This window comes from Enterobacter sp. WI-ESBL-E8, from assembly GCF_053364895.1.
This window is the reverse complement of the sequence record NZ_JBRWXJ010000001.1, coordinates 2,526,450-2,543,239: the sequence shown is the minus strand read 5'-3', so window position 1 is coordinate 2,543,239 and position 16,790 is coordinate 2,526,450. Positions and strand designations below refer to the sequence as shown.

General features: G+C 57.8%; 16 protein-coding genes. 6 read left to right on the top strand and 10 right to left on the bottom strand.

The window, feature by feature from the left end; translation table 11 throughout:
• Position 1 precedes the first annotated feature (1 nt).
• Genes ACWHWP_RS12190 through ACWHWP_RS12170 form a run of 5 tightly spaced genes read right to left on the bottom strand, consistent with a single transcriptional unit; the run spans position 2 to position 6,492 of the window.
• Positions 2-427, bottom strand: coding sequence for a globin (locus tag ACWHWP_RS12190; RefSeq protein WP_059310031.1), 426 nt, complete (start codon positions 425-427; stop codon positions 2-4).
• A complete protein-coding gene (locus ACWHWP_RS12185) occupies positions 424-1,818 on the bottom strand; it encodes a DUF3131 domain-containing protein (RefSeq protein ID WP_447855686.1) in 1,395 nt (464 codons plus the stop codon). The genes ACWHWP_RS12190 and ACWHWP_RS12185 overlap by 4 nt, the downstream gene beginning before the upstream one ends.
• Positions 1,803-3,350, bottom strand: a complete 1,548-nt coding sequence (locus tag ACWHWP_RS12180) for a DUF3131 domain-containing protein (RefSeq protein ID WP_447855685.1) — start codon at positions 3,348-3,350, stop codon at positions 1,803-1,805. The genes ACWHWP_RS12185 and ACWHWP_RS12180 overlap by 16 nt, the downstream gene beginning before the upstream one ends.
• Positions 3,347-4,678 (bottom strand): DUF3131 domain-containing protein, encoded by a 1,332-nt coding sequence (locus tag ACWHWP_RS12175; RefSeq protein WP_447855684.1) that lies wholly within the window; start codon positions 4,676-4,678, stop codon positions 3,347-3,349. The genes ACWHWP_RS12180 and ACWHWP_RS12175 overlap by 4 nt, the downstream gene beginning before the upstream one ends.
• A complete protein-coding gene (locus ACWHWP_RS12170) occupies positions 4,675-6,492 on the bottom strand; it encodes a glycosyltransferase family 2 protein (RefSeq protein WP_059310035.1) in 1,818 nt (605 codons plus the stop codon). The genes ACWHWP_RS12175 and ACWHWP_RS12170 overlap by 4 nt, the downstream gene beginning before the upstream one ends.
• A 281-nt stretch (positions 6,493-6,773) precedes the next feature.
• Here ACWHWP_RS12170 and opgC point away from each other — a divergent pair, with 281 nt between their 5' ends.
• Genes opgC through ACWHWP_RS12145 form a run of 5 tightly spaced genes read left to right on the top strand, consistent with a single transcriptional unit; the run spans position 6,774 to position 10,880 of the window.
• Positions 6,774-7,991: an OpgC domain-containing protein gene (gene opgC / locus ACWHWP_RS12165; protein WP_447855683.1), complete on the top strand. Its 1,218-nt coding sequence runs from the start codon at positions 6,774-6,776 to the stop codon at positions 7,989-7,991.
• Positions 7,992-8,002: 11 nt separating this feature from the next.
• Positions 8,003-8,902 (top strand): hypothetical protein, encoded by a 900-nt coding sequence (locus ACWHWP_RS12160; RefSeq protein WP_059310185.1) that lies wholly within the window; start codon positions 8,003-8,005, stop codon positions 8,900-8,902.
• Between the two features lie 9 nt (positions 8,903-8,911).
• On the top strand, positions 8,912-10,126 hold the full coding sequence (locus ACWHWP_RS12155) for a PP2C family protein-serine/threonine phosphatase (protein ID WP_447855681.1): 1,215 nt from the start codon (positions 8,912-8,914) through the stop codon (positions 10,124-10,126).
• Positions 10,116-10,454: an STAS domain-containing protein gene (locus tag ACWHWP_RS12150; RefSeq protein ID WP_063430101.1), complete on the top strand. Its 339-nt coding sequence runs from the start codon at positions 10,116-10,118 to the stop codon at positions 10,452-10,454. Before ACWHWP_RS12155 ends, ACWHWP_RS12150 begins: the two co-directional genes overlap by 11 nt.
• Positions 10,455-10,880, top strand: coding sequence for an ATP-binding protein (locus ACWHWP_RS12145; RefSeq protein WP_447855680.1), 426 nt, complete (start codon positions 10,455-10,457; stop codon positions 10,878-10,880). It abuts the gene before it with no gap.
• Positions 10,881-10,906: 26 nt separating this feature from the next.
• On the opposite strand, the gene ACWHWP_RS12140 is transcribed toward ACWHWP_RS12145, so the two are convergent.
• On the bottom strand, positions 10,907-12,397 hold the full coding sequence (locus tag ACWHWP_RS12140; protein WP_447855679.1) for a UbiD family decarboxylase: 1,491 nt from the start codon (positions 12,395-12,397) through the stop codon (positions 10,907-10,909).
• A 112-nt stretch (positions 12,398-12,509) separates the two neighbouring features.
• Here ACWHWP_RS12140 and ACWHWP_RS12135 point away from each other — a divergent pair, with 112 nt between their 5' ends.
• Positions 12,510-13,394, top strand: coding sequence for a LysR substrate-binding domain-containing protein (locus ACWHWP_RS12135; RefSeq protein ID WP_063430103.1), 885 nt, complete (start codon positions 12,510-12,512; stop codon positions 13,392-13,394).
• On the opposite strand, the gene ACWHWP_RS12130 is transcribed toward ACWHWP_RS12135, so the two are convergent.
• From ACWHWP_RS12130 to ACWHWP_RS12115, 4 genes are all read right to left on the bottom strand, one after another.
• On the bottom strand, positions 13,385-14,296 hold the full coding sequence (locus tag ACWHWP_RS12130) for a LysR family transcriptional regulator (RefSeq protein ID WP_063956398.1): 912 nt from the start codon (positions 14,294-14,296) through the stop codon (positions 13,385-13,387). The genes ACWHWP_RS12135 and ACWHWP_RS12130 overlap by 10 nt on opposite strands.
• 1 nt (position 14,297) lies before the next feature.
• A complete protein-coding gene (locus tag ACWHWP_RS12125) occupies positions 14,298-15,284 on the bottom strand; it encodes an MBL fold metallo-hydrolase (protein WP_447855678.1) in 987 nt (328 codons plus the stop codon).
• A 142-nt stretch (positions 15,285-15,426) separates the two neighbouring features.
• Positions 15,427-16,179: a 5'-nucleotidase, lipoprotein e(P4) family gene (locus ACWHWP_RS12120; protein WP_447855677.1), complete on the bottom strand. Its 753-nt coding sequence runs from the start codon at positions 16,177-16,179 to the stop codon at positions 15,427-15,429.
• 77 nt (positions 16,180-16,256) lie between these two features.
• Positions 16,257-16,784, bottom strand: a complete 528-nt coding sequence (locus ACWHWP_RS12115) for a GNAT family N-acetyltransferase (protein WP_059310045.1) — start codon at positions 16,782-16,784, stop codon at positions 16,257-16,259.
• Between the last annotated feature and the right edge of the window lie 6 nt (positions 16,785-16,790).

The window sequence follows — 16,790 nt, the reverse complement described above, 5'->3', positions numbered from 1 at the left end:
CCTACGCGCGGTAGTGCAGTTCTGCCTGTCGGCGGAGGTATTCCAGCCCGGGCGCGATCGCCATTGCCCAGGCCGTCAGGATCTCATCGTCGCACTGCGGATCGCGCTCGCTGACTGCGTTCAACATCGCCTCGCGCCACAGGGCAAAAAAACGCGGGGGGAGATGAAGACCGTCGTCGCTTTGCTCCCGCGCCAGGCGCTCGAGAAAATCAGGCACGATTAACGCCCCGTCTACCGCAAGCATGGCGAAAAAACTCTTAAACAGGGTCTGCTGACCCTCCCGTTCCGGCAGGCGAGAAAAATGCAGCTCCGTCTCGGGTGACATATGGACGAAGGCGTCATAGAACGTCTGAAAAAACGCCGTTTTATCATTATCCGGAAAGACGCGGTTCAGGCTGGATTCAAACAGATCGCGGTAAAATTTCACGGCGTCCTCCTTACGGCGTTTTCGCCCGGTAGACAGTGCCCGACAGGCGTATAGTCATCTGCCACACGGCGCGTAAAGTAGCTCTCTTTTTTAGACCGGCGGGCGTCAAACAGGGGCCCGGCGTTGTGCTTAAAGAAAAGGGCTTCCAGAACCGTGGCGTTGGTGGAAAGGGTTAGCGCGGCGTTGGTATCGCCAGTGGCCTCCAGGCGGCCTTCGTACCAGCCTTTTTTCGGATCGTTAAGATGCTTTGTCACCGACATCAGCACGTCGGTGTATGGGACGTCCCACAGGGCCCACAGGGCGAAGACCGCTTTGGTCGAAACCTGGGCGAAGCGGGTGTAGTCCCGGCCATCATCGCCGACGGAATTCCAGGCATAGCCATTTCCCCAGACCGTATCCTGAATATGCCAGGGTGCCTGTGGGAGCGAGAAATCTGCCCTTGCCGTCAGGATCTTATCGGTCTCCCAGCGGCTTTTCTGGCTCAGCCAGACGTTTTCCGCCTGCTTGCGCAGGCGCTGTTGCCGATCGGCCGCAACGCCTTCGGGCTCCCAGCCAAACTCCAGGCCCGGCAGCATGTAGGGAAGGGTGGTAATCAGGGAGGGCTGCCATGTGGTGCGCGGATCGCGGGCGTCCACGGCCAGGCGCCGCTGCGCGATAATGACGTGGTGTACCGGCGGCGTAAACGCTTTTTCCGGGGAGAATCCCCACAGATGAAACGCCGTCGCGGCATATTCGCTTTCGCCCAGGCGCAGCTCCTCGCGAACGATCGGCTGGCCGTTTTGCAGGGAAGATGACCACAGTTCGCCTTCACCATCGATGACCGGGCAGAAGTTCCACCGCAGAATGATTTTATCCAGATACTCGCCGTACTGCGGCTCCCGCTCTGCGGTGAGGCGCAGGGCAAGCATCAGACGCGCCATGTCGCGCGCGGACCAGCCATTTTGGGCGGGCTTGCCGCTAAAGTCGACCGGCGTCGCCGTCTGGCTGGAATAGAGACGTCCTGGCGTTCGGGCCCCGGTCAGCATCAGGCGGTTGAGGGTGCCCATCAGCCGCGTCAGGCGGGCGTCATACTCGTCCTCATGAATCAGCCCCAGCTCTTTTGCCGCCAGCAGGGCGATAAGCGTGTCGCCCATTTGCCAGAGCGTGACGCGGGGCTGTTGGTCGCTTCCGTTGACCAGCCCGGTTTGCGGCTGGGTATTGTTAACGAAATAGCGCCAGGCGATCGCCGCCCATTTCCGTTCTTCCGGCGTCAGGGCAGCAATCCGCGCGCTGGAGTGCCAGCCTCCGGCGATAAGCCAGCGCCAGCCGGCGCCCTGGTGGCCAAACAGGGCAAAGGCGACTACGCCAGCGAGGAGTAATCCCGCGAGCCCTCTGGCTATGGTTTTAAGCATTGCGCAGTCACCGGAGGCAGTTTAACCGGCTCGTCCGCGCTGCATGACGCGCACTGACAGGCCTGGCAGGCGGTTTTGGTGCGCTGCGTGACGCCGGTCCGGTCGCACCAGCTTTTTACGGCCGGTGTGCTCGTGAGGAACGGACGGCTGCGCAGCGCATTGTTCTCTTCAAACTGATCGAGCAGCTTTTGATCCCACAGAGACGGGGCAAACTCCTTGCTCTTCGGGTTGTCGGTGTTGAAGGCCAGCAGTTTTCCCTCTTTTTTGAACAACAGGGCCTCAAGCATGATGCCGTTATTGTTCGCGGTGAACTCTTTGATCGGCCCGTCACCGTTTTCATACAGCCCTTCGTAGTAGCCTTTTCCCTCTTCGTTGGCATTCTCGATGGTGTTCAGCAGGCGATCGGTATAAGGCGAGTTCCACAGCACCCACATCCCCAGCGCCGCCTTCAGTGAAATTGCGGCAGCGTTAGGAACGAACTGGCCCTTATCGGTGATCGTGTTCCAGTTGTACCCGTCGCTGAAGACGGTGTCATAGACGAAGTAAGGGGCTTTATCGAGCTGGTGCTCCGAGCGCGCGGTGAGGACGCCGGTGATGGTATAGCGGTTCTCCTGAGCCTGATAAACGCGATCGGCAAAGTTTTTCATCCAGGCCTGGGAGTAGTCGCGCGGGGCGTTATCCCGGTCGGTCGGCTTATCGAAGCCGAACTCCAGCCCGTAAAGCAGGTAAGATTCCGTCACGACGTAGTTATGCTGAGACGTATTGCGCGGGTCGCGTGAATCATACGGGACCAGCACGCAGTAGATTTCGGCCAGCTCGTACGGCTGCGGGCGGCTGGCTTTACAGGTATTGAACCCCCACAGCTGGTAGCCCGCCGCACCGTACTCTTCATAGCCCAGGCGGCCTTCCTGAACATACTTCGGCTGGCCGTTCTCCAGATAAGCTCCGTAGAGCGTGCCGCAGGGGTCGATCGCATGGCTGAAATCCCAGCCGAGCACCACGTTATCAACGCTGTTGCCATATTCCGGGTAACGCTCTTTGATGATTTTCAGCCAGACCAGCATTCGCCCGATATCCAGGGCCGAGAAGCCAATTTCGCCGGGCTTGTTGGTATAGTCCACCTTCTGGCCGCTGATGGTGTTATAGGCTTTGTTGGGAAGCTCGTTGCGGAACAGCACGAGGGTGTTTAGCGTGGCGAGAAATTTCAGCATCCGGCGGTCGAATTCCGCTTTATCAATGAGCCCCAGCTCGCGCGCCGCCGTCAGTGCGGCCAGGTAGGAGGCGCTGTCCCACATGGTAGTGGAGGGATATTTATTAACCGCATTCACCAGGCCCGTCGTGGGCTGATAGTTTGAGACGAAATACTGCCAGGCATTTTTCGCAATGGTCATCTCTCTGGCCGTCAGCTCTCCGCTGCGCGGGGGATAATTCGATGCAGGCAGCCCGGTTTCCGCACGCACGGTCGATAGCGCCAGCCAGCAGATCGTTATTCCCGTGAGCAGGTGGAAAAGGATCGAAGATCTTGGCTTCATGGCGTTGCTCCTGCAGCAGTAGATGAATGGGAGGGCACGTTGAGGCAGGCCAGACAGAGCATCTGGCCGTGCGCGATGTAGGACAAGCTTTCCAGCACAATGGCGTTGGTGTCTGCGTCCACGACGCCATTGACGCTGTTATTAAGGTTGAAACCGCGCTGCCAGCCTTTACCCGGCACCAGAAGCGGCAGAACCTGCTGGCGCAGCGCCTCGCTCCAGCTGTTGCGGAACAGGGCATACCAGGCAAACGCGGTGCGGGTGGAGGCGATCGCCACCTTCTCCGGCACCTCTTCGCGCAGGGCGCGCGCCTGAACCGGCTGTCTGTTGGGCAGATCGTTAACATAATCCGGCGCCGGTTCGGCGTAATCGGTGCTAATCGGCGGTTTTGGCGTGCTCAGGCTATGGCGCCGCTGCTGAATCTGCATAATCCGCCACGCGATTTCGGCGCTCTGCGCGTCAAAGCCCAGCTCAAGGCCGGTTAACAGATAGGGAAGGCTGATCAGGGAGGTTTGTTTACCCCAGGGCGTGCGTAGCCCTTCATCGGGAACCATGATCCCATCCAGATCGATCATCTTTTGCCCTTCAGGCGGGTTGGTGACCGCCAGACCTGCCGCGCTGCCAATTAAGCGCAGCGTATGGCTGGCATAGAGCCGGTAGCCAAAGCTGTCCCGCTGTTCGTCGTCGGCCATCGTCCAGTGATGGAGCGGCACGGCCGCCTGGCTTTGGGTGTTGTTTTCAATCAGCGTTCCGGTGCTCCACTGGGTGAACAGATCGCGTATGGCCGCCGCGTGCTGGGGATAGCGCCACAACAGGGCCTGAAGCGCCGTTAGCAGGCGGCTGAGGCCTATTGCGGAGGCGTCAGGTTTTCCCAACATCTTCAGGGTATCGGCATGGTAATACGCAGCAGGGAGGCCTTTCTCGTTGAGCGGCAGCTGCCCCAGCGTGAACAGGGCCGCGCTGATCCTTTCGTCAAACTCATCGGTGGAAATAATATTGAGCTGCTCTGCGGCAGCGGTCGCAAACAGATAGCTTCCCACGCTCCAGAGGCTCAGCCAGGGTTCACCGTCGCTGGCGTTCGCCAGGCCGTTGGGCTGGGTATTGTTCACGAAGTATTGCCAGGCCACCCGGGCCCAGATCGCCTCGTCATAGGTCAGCTCGCGTTTTCCAGGCAGCGGAGGGAAATCTTTGCTAAGCGCAATGCCGCCGCTGCTTTCCACGCGCGAAGGCATTTGCTTCTCAACCCAGACCACAATGGCAAACCCGAGCAGGAACCCCAGCAGAATAGTGAGATAGCTACGCGCGGAAAGCAGCGCATCACGTGTCCTCATTGACTGACCTCTCCCTCTTCAGCAGGCGTCCACATGGCCGCGAAAATCAGGGGCAGCATGGCGGCGATGTTCACCGCACCCCAGAAAATATTGATGACGTAACCGGAAGGGTCGTCAACCTGGCCACGAGCAACCTGGATCCCTCCCCAGATAAGCCCCACCAGAGTCAGTACCACGATGGCAATCTGCGGCTTCACCAGGTAGAGAAAGCGGCCCGTTTGCCTCTCTTTTGGCGTGACGTGAAATTTGATCTGCTCGCCCCGCAGTACCGTATTGAGCGCGCGCAAATTCATGGAAAAGAAGGAGAGGTAGGACGCCCTGCCGTCCCAGGCCGAAATCCCCCATGTACCGAACATAAAGGCCAGCTCGGAGAGGATAAAAAAGGGGAGAAAATGGAGATAGAACGGCGTCGACCAGGCGGACACCGGCGGAATGCCGGTGAACAGATAGATAATGGGCGAAATCAAAAACACCGTGTTCCACACGCAGGCCATATACGACCAGAAGGTGGTGGCATACATCAGCGTCTGGGGAAGTGAAAGCCTGAAGCGACGACGGCTGAAGATGTTGTCGTGGAACAAAATATCCAGCGAACCTGCGGCGTATTTAAAGCGCTGGATCATCCAGGTCAGCATATCCTGCGGGGAGAGCATCTTCGACTCAACGCGCGGGTGCATGACCGAGCGCCAGCGTCGTGCGGCGTCACCGTGCAACAGCACCGAGGTATAAATATCCTCGGAAACGTGAAATTTGTAGGGCGTGAGCTCGGTGTCAAACGCCACGTGCGGGCGCATCGCCTCCTGCAGCGCTTCCCGCGTTTCGTCATCGCGGATGTCGCGGGTATGGCGATGGATCTCCTCTTCGACGGACCAGACATAGCTTCGCAGCGCGGCCTGCATGACCGCCTCGCGACGGTGGATGGATGCCGCGCCGCAGCAGAATGCCGCGTTGGCCCAGTTGCGCCGACGCAGGATCACATCATAGAACATGCGCGGATCGTTAAAAAACGGGTCGCGGCCAACCGTGACCGGGCCGACGCACTTTTGTATCAGCCAGCCCAGGCCGTAGCCCAGTTTTCCGGCTTTCCGCTGGCCCCAGCGCGACAGGTTTTCCCCTTCCGGGAGATCGAAGAACCACTGCGGCGTCTGCACCCAGGCCACATCCGGGTCGCGGAAATAGCCCAGCGTATGGCTGAGAAGTGTGGGAAAAACCCGGGTGTCGGCATCGCAGATAACAATAAAATCGCCGTCGGTGTGCTCAAGACCGTTGCGCAGATTGCCGGCCTTAAAGCCGATGTTGGTCTGACGGCTGATATAGTTAACGCCTTCCTCTTCGCAGACGGCTTTCATCTCGGGTCGGCGGCCGTCATCAAGCACGTGGATGCGGTAGTCAATCGGGTACGGGTAATCCATGTTCAGGGCATCGCGGATGGACAGCCTGACCAGCTCGGTGTCTTCAGAGTAGGTGGCAATGAACAGATCCACCTTGACGGGGCGGGGCTCTACGGCCTCCTCTGGCGACAGGCATTCGTTGATTTCGCCCGGGGGCGGACTCTGTGGAGGATCCTGCTCCTTCCACAAATTGATGGTAAACAGCACGGTGCCAATCCACGCCAGGGTTTCGGCGAGAACCAGCGGAATGGCATACCATAGCGCGTCCGTATTCAGGGATGCCGTCCAGCGCCAGTAAATATAATTTGCACCCAGAATAAGCGCCGCGACCGCTAACACCTGCCAGGTCATCATTACCCAGCGCGGTGTTTTTAACGGTTCCGGAGGTCGACGATGTTCAAAACGGGAAAAATAAAAATCCATAGTTCCGGCGTTCCTGATTCCGTGAAAATGCAGACCCATTCTGCTGCGCAGGCAGTTGCCCGAAAGCAAAAGAAAATAGCGACTAAACAAGATTTAAGGTAAGTGTAGAACGCTGAATAAAAGTGTCCAGCGACGTTCATTACTATTATTTAGTGGGGATTAATTCGATTTAAACGCAGCTTAATTATTCTCATCAGCCTGCGATAAATTGCGGATACTATTCCTTTAGGCTATCTAGTTTATTTAGAACTTAATTTTCGTTTCCAGGCAAAGGACACCCTATGAGCCATGTTGCGCCGCCGCTTGCGCAAGAAGATGAAGCTAAATCAACAGCATGGCGGTACTCCGTTGCAGGCGCTCGGGATCTGAGAATCGACTTTATGCGCGGCATCGCCCTCGTCATGATGGTGGTGGCACATACGGAAGTGATGTCAGTATTTAATATATTCTCCTGGGAGCGTTTTGGGTTAACAACGGGTGCAGAGGGTTTTGTTATTCTTTCGGGTTTTATGCTTGGCATGCTGAATCGCGCGCGACTGCAAAAAGTGGTGTTGCTCACGGTTTCATGGGGACTTTATCTCAGAGCGTGGAAAATATATCGCGTAAATATCATTGTCATAGTCTCTTTTATTTTTCTGGCCTGGGTCCCGCATATTAATGTTTTCGAGGTCACCCATTTTACCGACCGCTTTTCGGGTGAAAGCTGGTCGCTTTATCCAGTTACGCCGCAAATTAAGGAAACCTGGTTCAACATAATTCTCTATTTGCAGATTGGCCCCCATCAAACCCAAATTTTGGGGCTGTATATTTTTTTGCTGCTCTTTAGCCCCCTGTTTTTAGGGATGCTGCAGAAGGGAAAAGTCTGGTGGCTGCTGGGCCTGTCGCTGCTGGTGTACGGTCTGTGGCAGCGTTGGCCGCTGCGGCTCACGCCGTCGGAATTCGAATTCGCCTTTCCGCTGCTGGCCTGGCAGTTCATCTTCGTTCTTGGCATGGCCAGCGGCTGGTATAAAGCCGAATTGCTCTCGTTTGCCCGCACGCCGGCAGGTCACGTGGTGGTGGTCGCGCTGGTGACGGTATCGCTCGTTCTGGGGTTTGTTGCCCAGAATCATACCAACCCGTTTATGCCCCCGACGCTGCTGATGCACGTCATCCCGCCTGACAGTTTCAACGCGTTTTATCACACCTGGGCGGCGAAAAATGGGCTGGGCCCGGTGCGGGTGTTAAACGATATCGCCCTGATGGTCACCGTCTATCTGGTCCTGACATACTGCTGGACGCCGCTCAACCGCCTGCTGGGATGGTTCCTGATCCCGCTAGGCCAGCATTCGCTCTATACCTTTATTTTGCATGTGTACGTGGTGCTGCTGGTGAGCCAGTTCATCACCTTTGATTTATGGCGTCATGCCTGGATAGAAAATACGTTAGTGCATGCGGCGGCGCTGGGCATGTTGTGGCTCATGGCGAAATACAACGTCGCCGCACGCTGGATACCTAACTAAGGATGGCGGTTATGCGCGAAAAATGGCTCCTGGCGGGCGTCTTACTCGCCGCAATACCCGCGGCTGATGCGGCGCAAAGCGGTGAAAATGAAACCCTTCGTGATAAAAACGGCGAACCTGTTCAGGCTGGCGTCTTTACCAGCCGCTGGGGGCGTTTATTCTCGGGGAATGACAAAAAATTCTCTGGCGCCCTGAGCTTTAGTTCGGGGCTGAAGGAGCAGTGGATGAGCATTCCGAACAGTTCAGACACCGCCACGGAAAAGAAAAAGATTAACCAGACGCTGAATCTCAGCCTTCAGTATTCCCCCTATAGCTTCTGGTTTGCCAACATCACCTCCCGCTTGCCGGTGAGGGATACCAGCCGCTACACCGCAGATTTTCGCTACAGCTTCGGCTATGACGACTGGCACGCCAATACGGTTAGCCTGGTGTACAGTAACTACGGCGATAACCACTTCTGGACGTCGGGGAACCGAAGACACACCTATTTCGAACAGGGCGCCTTTACGCTGGCCTATAAGTTTTCACTGCCGAAGCCGGTTGAAAACGCGCTCCTGATTAATAAAGGGGACTCCATCATTTGCCAGACCGGGTACAGCTGGGTTCCGCGCTACTATGACCTCAGCAGCGATGACATTCGCAAAAATAAAAACGTGCTGCTGGGCGGCTGCGGCTATACCTTCAAACAACACTTTTTTATTCGCGCGACGGCATTCTGGTTTCCGGACAGCAGCCAGCAGCAGCCCTGGAACGGCGATTATAGCTACAGCTTCGGCTATGCCGGCTATACGCCCGGATCGTTCTCCATCCAATACGCTAACTATGCGGGGACGCGCTATCCGGGGCACGGCAACGGTAACGCTAAGTTCAGGGAAGGGACCGTGAGCCTCATCTGGTTCTTACCGCTATAGGAGGGATGTATGTCGGCGCTGCACGTGTTAATCGTTGAAGATTCCCTGATTTATCGCCGTCTACTCTGCCGGATGCTCACCCAGTGGGGGTATATCGTGAGCGAGGCGGAAAACGGCGTTGCCGCGCTGGAAATATTGTCCAGCCAGCCGGTCAGTATGGTGATAAGCGACTGGGAAATGCCGGAGATGGACGGGCTAACGCTCTGCCGGACGATCCGCAACCGCCAGTTTGGCCACTATGTGTATGTGATTCTGCTCACGGCCCGCGAGAATGCGGGGGATCTAACGCGGGGTTTCGATGCCGGGGCCGACGATTTTTTAAGTAAGCCGGTTGAACAGGCTGAGCTCCGGGCACGACTCCACGCCGGCGTCCGAATTCTGACGCTGGAGGCGACCCTCGCGGCGCACAACAAGCGTCTGAGTGAAGCGTTACGCCAGATTGAACAAGATCTTGAGCTGGCGGCGCGCGTACAGCACTCGGTGTTGCCTTCTCGTCGCCTGCGCTACGGGGACTACTTTTCCGACTGGCTTTTTCTGCCGTCTGCCTGGGTCTCGGGCGATGTCTTCAATATTTTTCCGCTGGATGCTCATCTGGGGTTTTACTGCGTGGACGTGTCCGGCCACGGGGTGGGCGCCGCGATGATGTCCCTCGCGGTTGCGCGTCAGTTCCTTCACGGCCGGGTGGTGGATCGTTTTCTGTTTACCGAAGAGGGTGGCATTCAGTCGCCCGCTGAGGTCGTCAGAATACTGAACAGCCGCTTTTGCAGCGACGAGAGCGAGATCGCCAGCTATTTCACCATCATCTACGGGGTGATCGACCCCGAGAGTGGCCGGGGGTTATTGTGCCAGGCCGGGCATCCTACTCCCGTCATTGTGAACGCCGACGGCGCCGTCACGTCCGTGGGCGATGGCGGACCGCCGGTTGGGCTGATGCCCGACCTCAGCTGGGAGGATGTGGCTTTTACCCTCAACGCTGGTGATCGCTTATGCTTATTCAGTGACGGTATTACGGAGTGTGAGAACGTCAGCGGCGAGCAGTTTGGCCCGCAACGCCTCGAACGCTGGCTTCATGAGCATGCCCGGCTCCCGGTTGACGAACTTCTGCCGCGGTTCGGTGACCACCTGACCGGCTGGCGCAACGCAAACCGTGATGAACCGACCGCCTTAACCGATGACGTTTCACTGCTCGTGATTGAGCGTCAGGGAGAACAGAATGATTATTAACACCGAACGATTACCGCAGGCCAACGTTCTCACGCCGGCGGTCCGGCGGCTGGATGCCTCCGTTGCCGCGACCTTTAAGGCCTCGGTGACCGAAGAGATTGGCAGCGATCGTAAAGCCTTGATCCTCGACTTTAGCAAAGTGGATTTCATCGACAGCAGCGGGCTGGGGATGCTGGTGTCGTTGTTCAAGCTGATGAACGGGAAAGGGGAGATGGCGCTGTGTTCCCTGAACCCCGGGATCATGAATATGTTCACCCTGACCCGAATGGATCGCATATTCCGCATCTATCCGGATAAAAGCAGCGCGCTTGCGCAGCTGGGGCAGTAAATGCTGACGACGGTGCAGGCACAATTTCCGGCGGATCTTGGCTCCCTGACGCTGCTGGCCGGCTGGCTGGGAGAGAGGATGAACGCGCTTGCCGTTGACGACGAGTGGCGTTTCGCGCTCGATCTCGCCGTCTGCGAAGTGGCGACGAATATCATCCGGCACGCGCTGCATGAGGATGCCTCGCGCACGTTCAGCGTACGCTTCGACATCCGCGACAGCGGCGCCTGCATTACGTTTACCGACGCGGGTGACGCGTTCCCGCTGGAGCGGCTTGATGCCGCCAGACGAGACCGTTTTTGTGAAATCTCGCCGCTGCTGGAGAGCGGCAGGGGGCTGATGCTCATTTTGCTGAGCGTCGATCGTTTCTCGGTGGAGCGAGAGGCGGGTGAAAATATTGCCACGCTTGAAAAGAAAATCAGCGTATGACCCGTGGGCCATACGCGTTCTATTTCCTATTTCGTATTGCCAGCAAACAGCTCTGGCGCCCACGGACGTGGGTCAACCTCCATAAACGGTGCCCGTTCGAAGCGATCCTTCAGCGCCCACGGCACCGTGCAGTCGAAGATGGTCTTGCAGGAAATTCCATTGCCGCGAATTGAGGTGCTGTAATCCGGCGACTGGGACGGATCCAGCTGGTGGCCGCGGATCCCCGGGATGTGGGTGATGCTAACATCTCCCTGCATGCGAGTGGTCATAGCCCACAGAATGTCGTCGCTGTCGAAAATATCCACGTCTTCGTCGACCAGAATAATGTTTTTCAGCTCCGAATAGGTGGCTAAGGCGATGAGCGCCGCCTGGCCCTGGCGTCCTTCGTCAGACGGCTGGCGTTTTTTCACCTGCAAAATACCGAGGAACTTGCCGCCGCCCGCGGTATGCGCATAGACGTTTTGCAGGAAGCCCGGAATGGCCTCCTCAACGGCATTGCGGATGCTGGCCTCCGTCGGCAAACCGGCCAGCGTGGTATGTTCTTCCCCCGGGCCCACCAGCGTTTGCAGGATAGCGTGATTTCGCATGGTCACGGCCTTCACTTTGATCACCGGCAGAGACGGGTTCGCCTCGCCGCAGTAGCCCGGGAACTCCGGCATCGCGTGCCCGGTGTTGGTGTGCTGATCTTCCCTGACGCGCACGCCCGGCAGCAGTTCGCCTTCAATAATGATTTCCGCCCGCGCGATAGCTTTCTCTTTTACCGCCACGCCCTGCACCAGCTCTACCGGCTGCTGGCGCAGCGCCCCGGCGACGCCAAGCTCGTTGTAGCCAAACGGCGTGGTGGGGGCCTCAAAGCACGCGCCGATATAGATGGCGGGATCGAGCCCCATGTTGATCGTCACCGGCAGCGGTTTACCGGCCTCTTCCGCCTTTTTGCGGAAGACTTCGATGTGGCGCCCGGCGGCAAGGAACATCGACAGCTCGTCGCGCTCCTGAACGCAGAGGCGGTGGATGGTGACGTCCGTCAGCGAGCTGTCTTCCGGATCGCTTGCCAACACCAGCCCCAGACAGAAGAACGGACCGGCATCAATCGGCGTGTTTGTCGGCGCCGGAAGCAGCTTGCGCAGATCGAAGTCAGGATCGTCAGCGTAAAAGACCTGCTCCTGACACGGGGCCTGCGCTGCCGGGACGACAACTGGCGCAACCGGCTTTTTCACCGCCTGGCCGACGTGCTTTGCCAGCTCAGAGGGCTCGCAGCCTAGCAGAAGCGCCGCGCGCTCGCGGCTGGCGTGCATGCCCACCAGGATGCGGGAGCCCGGATAGCCCTTCACGCTGTTGAACATCATCGCCGGGCCCGTGCGGGTTGGACGTTTTACCGTGCCGCCTGCGCCGATATGACGATAGACTCCCGCCAGCTCCGCGTTGGGATCGACCGGATAATTGGTTTCGATATACTGCCCTTCATGGCGTTGCAGCAGGGCGATGGCGCTTCTGAGATCGTTAATTGGGTTTTCCATATTTTCCTCCCTCGGTTGAATACCTCCATTCTTATGGCAATGACCAATAGCATCAATTGCATCATTACTGCTAAATTGATAAGTAAATTCATATCAAAAAAGGAAGCGTTCCGTGCAGTTTCGTCAGATGCGCAACTTCATCGTCGTGGCCGAAGAGCTCCACATGCACCGGGCCGCAGAGCGCCTGAACATGGCGCAGCCCGCGCTGAGCCAGCAGATAAAGGCGCTGGAGGAACGTTTAGGCGTTACGCTTTTTAGCCGGGCGAACCGCCGCTTAACCCTGACGCCCGCGGGCGACGCGTTTCTGGTGAAAGCCCGGCTTGCGATCTCCCTGACCGAACAGGCGGTTCTGGACGCCAGGCAAACGGCAAGGGGAGAGCAGGGGGTGTTAAACCTCGGGTGCGTGTCGAGCGCGATGTTCGACGGCAGGCTGCCCGCTGCGCTGCGCCAGATGCACAGCCGCTGGCCGGCCATCACCATGTCGCTGATGACGGGAAACGTGCAGACGCTCTACGCCGCCGTGCAGAGCAACCAGCTGGACGTGGCCATTATCCGGGCGCCGCTGCCGTCGCTGCCTGACGATCTGCAAAGCCGCCCGTTCGCCTCGGAGAAAACGGTGCTGGCGCTGTATCGCCAGCATCCTCTGGCAGGCTCCGCCGCGCTGACGCTCTCGTCGGTGAAAGACGAAAAATGGATCTCCCTGCGCGACCCGGAGGGAATGGGGCTGGAGCAATACTTTTATGACGCCTGCAGCGGGGCGGGGTTTCAGCCGGACGTGGTGCAAAACGCGACCGACGTGCCCACGGTGATAAGCCTGGTCTCTGCCGGGTTTGGGCTGGCGCTGCTTCCCGCTTCGGCAAAGGCGGTGAGCGTCGAGAACGTTGTTTACGTGGACATCCTCGACCGGCTGCGGGAGAGCGAGCTGACGCTGGTTTGCCACCGGATTATTCGCTCAGAGGTGCTTAAAAAGTTTCTGGTTACCCTCGATCACACCTGACGTCCGGCGGCCTGCAGCAGCTGCTCGCGCAGCCAGATATTCGCCGGGTCCTGGCTATTTTTCGGATGCCAGTACATGTTGATGGTAATCGGCTGGAGCGGCAGCGGCGGCGCGAAGAGATCCAGCGTGCTGGCAAACTGTTTCAGCATCCGCTCCGGCAGGGTGCACACCAGGTCGGTACCGGCAACTAGCGCAGGCGCTACGGCGTAGCTCTGTGTCGACATGGCAACGTGCCGCTGGTGGCCCAGCCCGGCGAGGGTTTGATCGACAAATCCGGTAAAGGGATCCCCCGCCGAGGACACCACCAGATGAGAGAGGGCGCAGTAGCTTTCCAGATCTAACGCTCCTGTCCCGCGCGGATGGCCTTTGCGCTGCGCGGTGGCAAACGCGTCGTCGATGAGTTTGCGTCTTACCCAGCCGTCATGGGCGCCCGCGCTCACGCCGATGTAGATATCCACATCGCCGTTTTCCAGCTGCTGCGGCAGTTCGGCCATCACAGGCTGGGCAAAGCGCAGGCGAACGCCGGGGGCAGCGGTGCCCACCTGGTTAAGCAGCCCGGTGCCCAGCATCAGCGCCGGGTTTTCATGCAGCGCGATAACAAAGGTCCGGCTGCTGGTTTGCGCCTCGAACGCGGTGGGGGCAAACATCGCGCTGATGCCGCGCAGCACGCTCTCCACCTGCGGCCTGAGCGCTTCCGCTCTCGGTGTGGGTAACACCCCGCGTCCATGCGGGGAGGGAATAAACAGCGGTTCGCCAAAGAGCGAGCGCAGGCGCGCGAGACGGGCGGACATCGCCGGCTGGCTGATGCCCAGCCGCGCGGCCGCATGGGTGATGTTCCTGTCCTGAAGCAGGGCGTCCAGGGTCAGGATCAGGTCTATGTCCATCTCAGTGATCCGCGTCATCTTATTTCGCGCCGCTGGCGTCCCGGTTGGTATAGGTTACCGGTACCCAGGCATAGCCGCCGCTTTCGCCTTTGGTCACGTAGCCGATACCCGGGAAAGGCAGATGGGGCGCGGCAACCAGATCTTTATTTTTCACAAAGTCCGCAAACGCGTGCTGGCGCACGCCTGCCGCTTTGTTCTGATCTTCATCGTAGGTAATGGTCACGTCAGGCTGCGGAAACTGGACCGCCGCGGCGTGAATAATGTCGCCCACGAAGGTGATCTTCTCACCTTTGCTTTCAAGGGTGTAAAACGCTGAACCCGGCGTATGTCCGGGATGAACCGTGCCGGTAATGCCCGGCAGCAGTTCAGAGGTGCCGCTAAACGGCACGATCTTGCCGGCGTCCAGATAGGGCTTTAAGGTCTTCTGCGCGACGGTAAAGTAGTTTTTGCCGTAGCCGGTTTTTTTCTGGTTGTCGTCGTTAAAGAAAAAGTCGATGTCCGGTTTGCCCACGAAAACGCGCGCGTTGCTGAACACCGCCTTGCCGTCTTTCACCAGGCCGCCAGAATGGTCGGAGTGGGCGTGAGTCAGCAGGACTTCAGTAATGTCCTGCGGCTTAATTCCCTGCGTGGCGAGGCTCTCAATCAGACGTCCGCCGTTGCCGGGGCCAAAAAGCTGGCCTGAGCCGGTATCCACCAGAATTTTATGTCCGGGCATCGCAATCAGGAAGGCGTTGATGGACACCTCCGCCGGGTTGGTCTGGAAGTTTTTCGCCAGCAGCGCATCGATTTGTTGCGGTGTTGTCTGGCGCAGCAGCTTGTGCAGATCCTGGGCGACGCTCCCGTCGGTAAACGAGGTGACAAGCACATCGCCGACCTGAACGCTGTATCCGCCCGCCGGTTGTTTAACGACGTGCTGGGGCGTCTGTGCCGACGCCTGCAGCGCAGGGTAGAAAAGCAAAGAACTGGAAATCAGCGTGGACAGGGCAAGTTTTTTCACGGTAAGCATACGAGTCTCCTTTGAAAGCGCTCATCTTACTTCTCCGTAAAATTATAAGAACCTGCCTAATAATGATAGGACCTATAAACGAGATGGATAGTAAACCGAAGGGCCGGTAAGGCGGGCGATGCCTTTCCCGGCCAGTAAGATATTATTTTTTCAGGGGGGCGTTCCAGCTGTCTGGCGTGGCTTTCGACCAGGCGCCATAAGCGGCGTTAGGCAGCACAATCCAGTCATCGCCGAAGTGAGCTTTGCTGGCCTCAACCAATTCGCGCTGCTGCTCGCTCGGCTTTTTGTTTTTAAACTGCACGGCGAAATCCGGCAGGCTGTCGCCGAACAGCATGACGATCTGCTGCTTTTTGAGGATGCTCTGGCGACGCTCTTCCTTGCTGGCCGTATCCAGAAGCACGCTTTCGTCAGAGACCTGCGGAAGGCCGAGGGCGTTTAGCGTCTTCAGCGTGTCGGCTTTGTTTTCCTGCATGCGATCCGAGACATAGTAGATGCGGACCTTGCTTTGATTAACGTGGTCAAGAAACGCTTTCGCCCCCGGGATTAGTCCGGGTTTTCCCTGTTTCTCCCAGTCGCTCCAGGTGTCCCATTTTGTAAAGTCGTGACACTGCTCCGCGTCGCGCACCAGCAGAGGGGTGTTGTCCAGTACCGTTTCATCCAGGTCCATCACCACGGCGTAATTTTCAGGCATTTTCAGGTCTTTTAACTTTTCGTTAAAACGCTCGGTGGCAAACCGATACGTCTGCAGCTGAAGGGCCATAATCTCTGCCGATTTCTGCTGGTAGCGCAGCGCCATTTCGTACGCTTTTGGTTCACACAGGTCGCGCTCAGCGGCCGTCGCCGCTGTACTTAAAACAGGTAATGCCAGCAGTAATGCCTTCGCCATAAAATTCACGCTTCTTTCCTCAACGCCTTGTTTAAAATCCGCAAAGAGTAGTGAAGTTCAATGACAGAAATATGAAGGTCGCGTCGCTAGGCCAGCATGTAATACCAGAACAGGGCGACCTCGTCTTTTTCCGGCAAGGCGTTGTATAGATAACGATCGTATCCGCCCAGGGTAAAGCCGTAATGGCGGTAGAAAAGACAGGCAGACACGTTCACGTTTTGCGTCTCAAGACGTAAACCGGCGGCATTCACGCTGCGGGCCCAGACGTGGGCGGCGGCCATCAATTTTTGCGCGGCGCCGGTTCTGCGTTTTGTGCGCTCAACGGCAATATAATCCACTGAAATAAATTTATTCCAGCCCATTGAAGCGGTAATAAATCCGGCTATTTCACCGTCGTCCGTTTCCGCAACAAGGAATATGGCGTCCGGATTGACGCAATGGTTTTCAAGGGTTTGGATGTCCAGCTCGTAGGTTTTTGTCCACGGCTCGGCGACCGCCTCAATATGCAAATCACAGTGGATAAACGGCTCTCGGGCAATGTGGCTAATGGTGAAAGAAAAGTCACAGCATTCAAGACGGACGAGGTCAGTATTTAATCCTTTTCGAATCTGCATAGTATT

Excerpts from the sequence above, each read along its gene's own strand:
- ACWHWP_RS12180 (WP_447855685.1), bottom strand. The coding sequence starts at position 3,350 with ATGAAGCCAAGATCTTCGATCCTTTTCCACCTGCTCACGGGAATAACG.
- ACWHWP_RS12125 (WP_447855678.1), bottom strand. The coding sequence starts at position 15,284 with ATGCTTACCGTGAAAAAACTTGCCCTGTCCACGCTGATTTCCAGTTCT.
- ACWHWP_RS12155 (WP_447855681.1), top strand. The coding sequence starts at position 8,912 with ATGTCGGCGCTGCACGTGTTAATCGTTGAAGATTCCCTGATTTATCGC.
- ACWHWP_RS12160 (WP_059310185.1), top strand. The coding sequence starts at position 8,003 with ATGCGCGAAAAATGGCTCCTGGCGGGCGTCTTACTCGCCGCAATACCC.
- ACWHWP_RS12130 (WP_063956398.1), bottom strand. The coding sequence starts at position 14,296 with ATGACGCGGATCACTGAGATGGACATAGACCTGATCCTGACCCTGGAC.
- ACWHWP_RS12140 (WP_447855679.1), bottom strand. The coding sequence starts at position 12,397 with ATGGAAAACCCAATTAACGATCTCAGAAGCGCCATCGCCCTGCTGCAA.
- ACWHWP_RS12170 (WP_059310035.1), bottom strand. The coding sequence starts at position 6,492 with ATGGATTTTTATTTTTCCCGTTTTGAACATCGTCGACCTCCGGAACCG.
- ACWHWP_RS12115 (WP_059310045.1), bottom strand. The coding sequence starts at position 16,784 with ATGCAGATTCGAAAAGGATTAAATACTGACCTCGTCCGTCTTGAATGC.
- ACWHWP_RS12185 (WP_447855686.1), bottom strand. The coding sequence starts at position 1,818 with ATGCTTAAAACCATAGCCAGAGGGCTCGCGGGATTACTCCTCGCTGGC.
- opgC (WP_447855683.1), top strand. The coding sequence starts at position 6,774 with ATGAGCCATGTTGCGCCGCCGCTTGCGCAAGAAGATGAAGCTAAATCA.
- ACWHWP_RS12175 (WP_447855684.1), bottom strand. The coding sequence starts at position 4,678 with ATGAGGACACGTGATGCGCTGCTTTCCGCGCGTAGCTATCTCACTATT.
- ACWHWP_RS12150 (WP_063430101.1), top strand. The coding sequence starts at position 10,116 with ATGATTATTAACACCGAACGATTACCGCAGGCCAACGTTCTCACGCCG.
- ACWHWP_RS12145 (WP_447855680.1), top strand. The coding sequence starts at position 10,455 with ATGCTGACGACGGTGCAGGCACAATTTCCGGCGGATCTTGGCTCCCTG.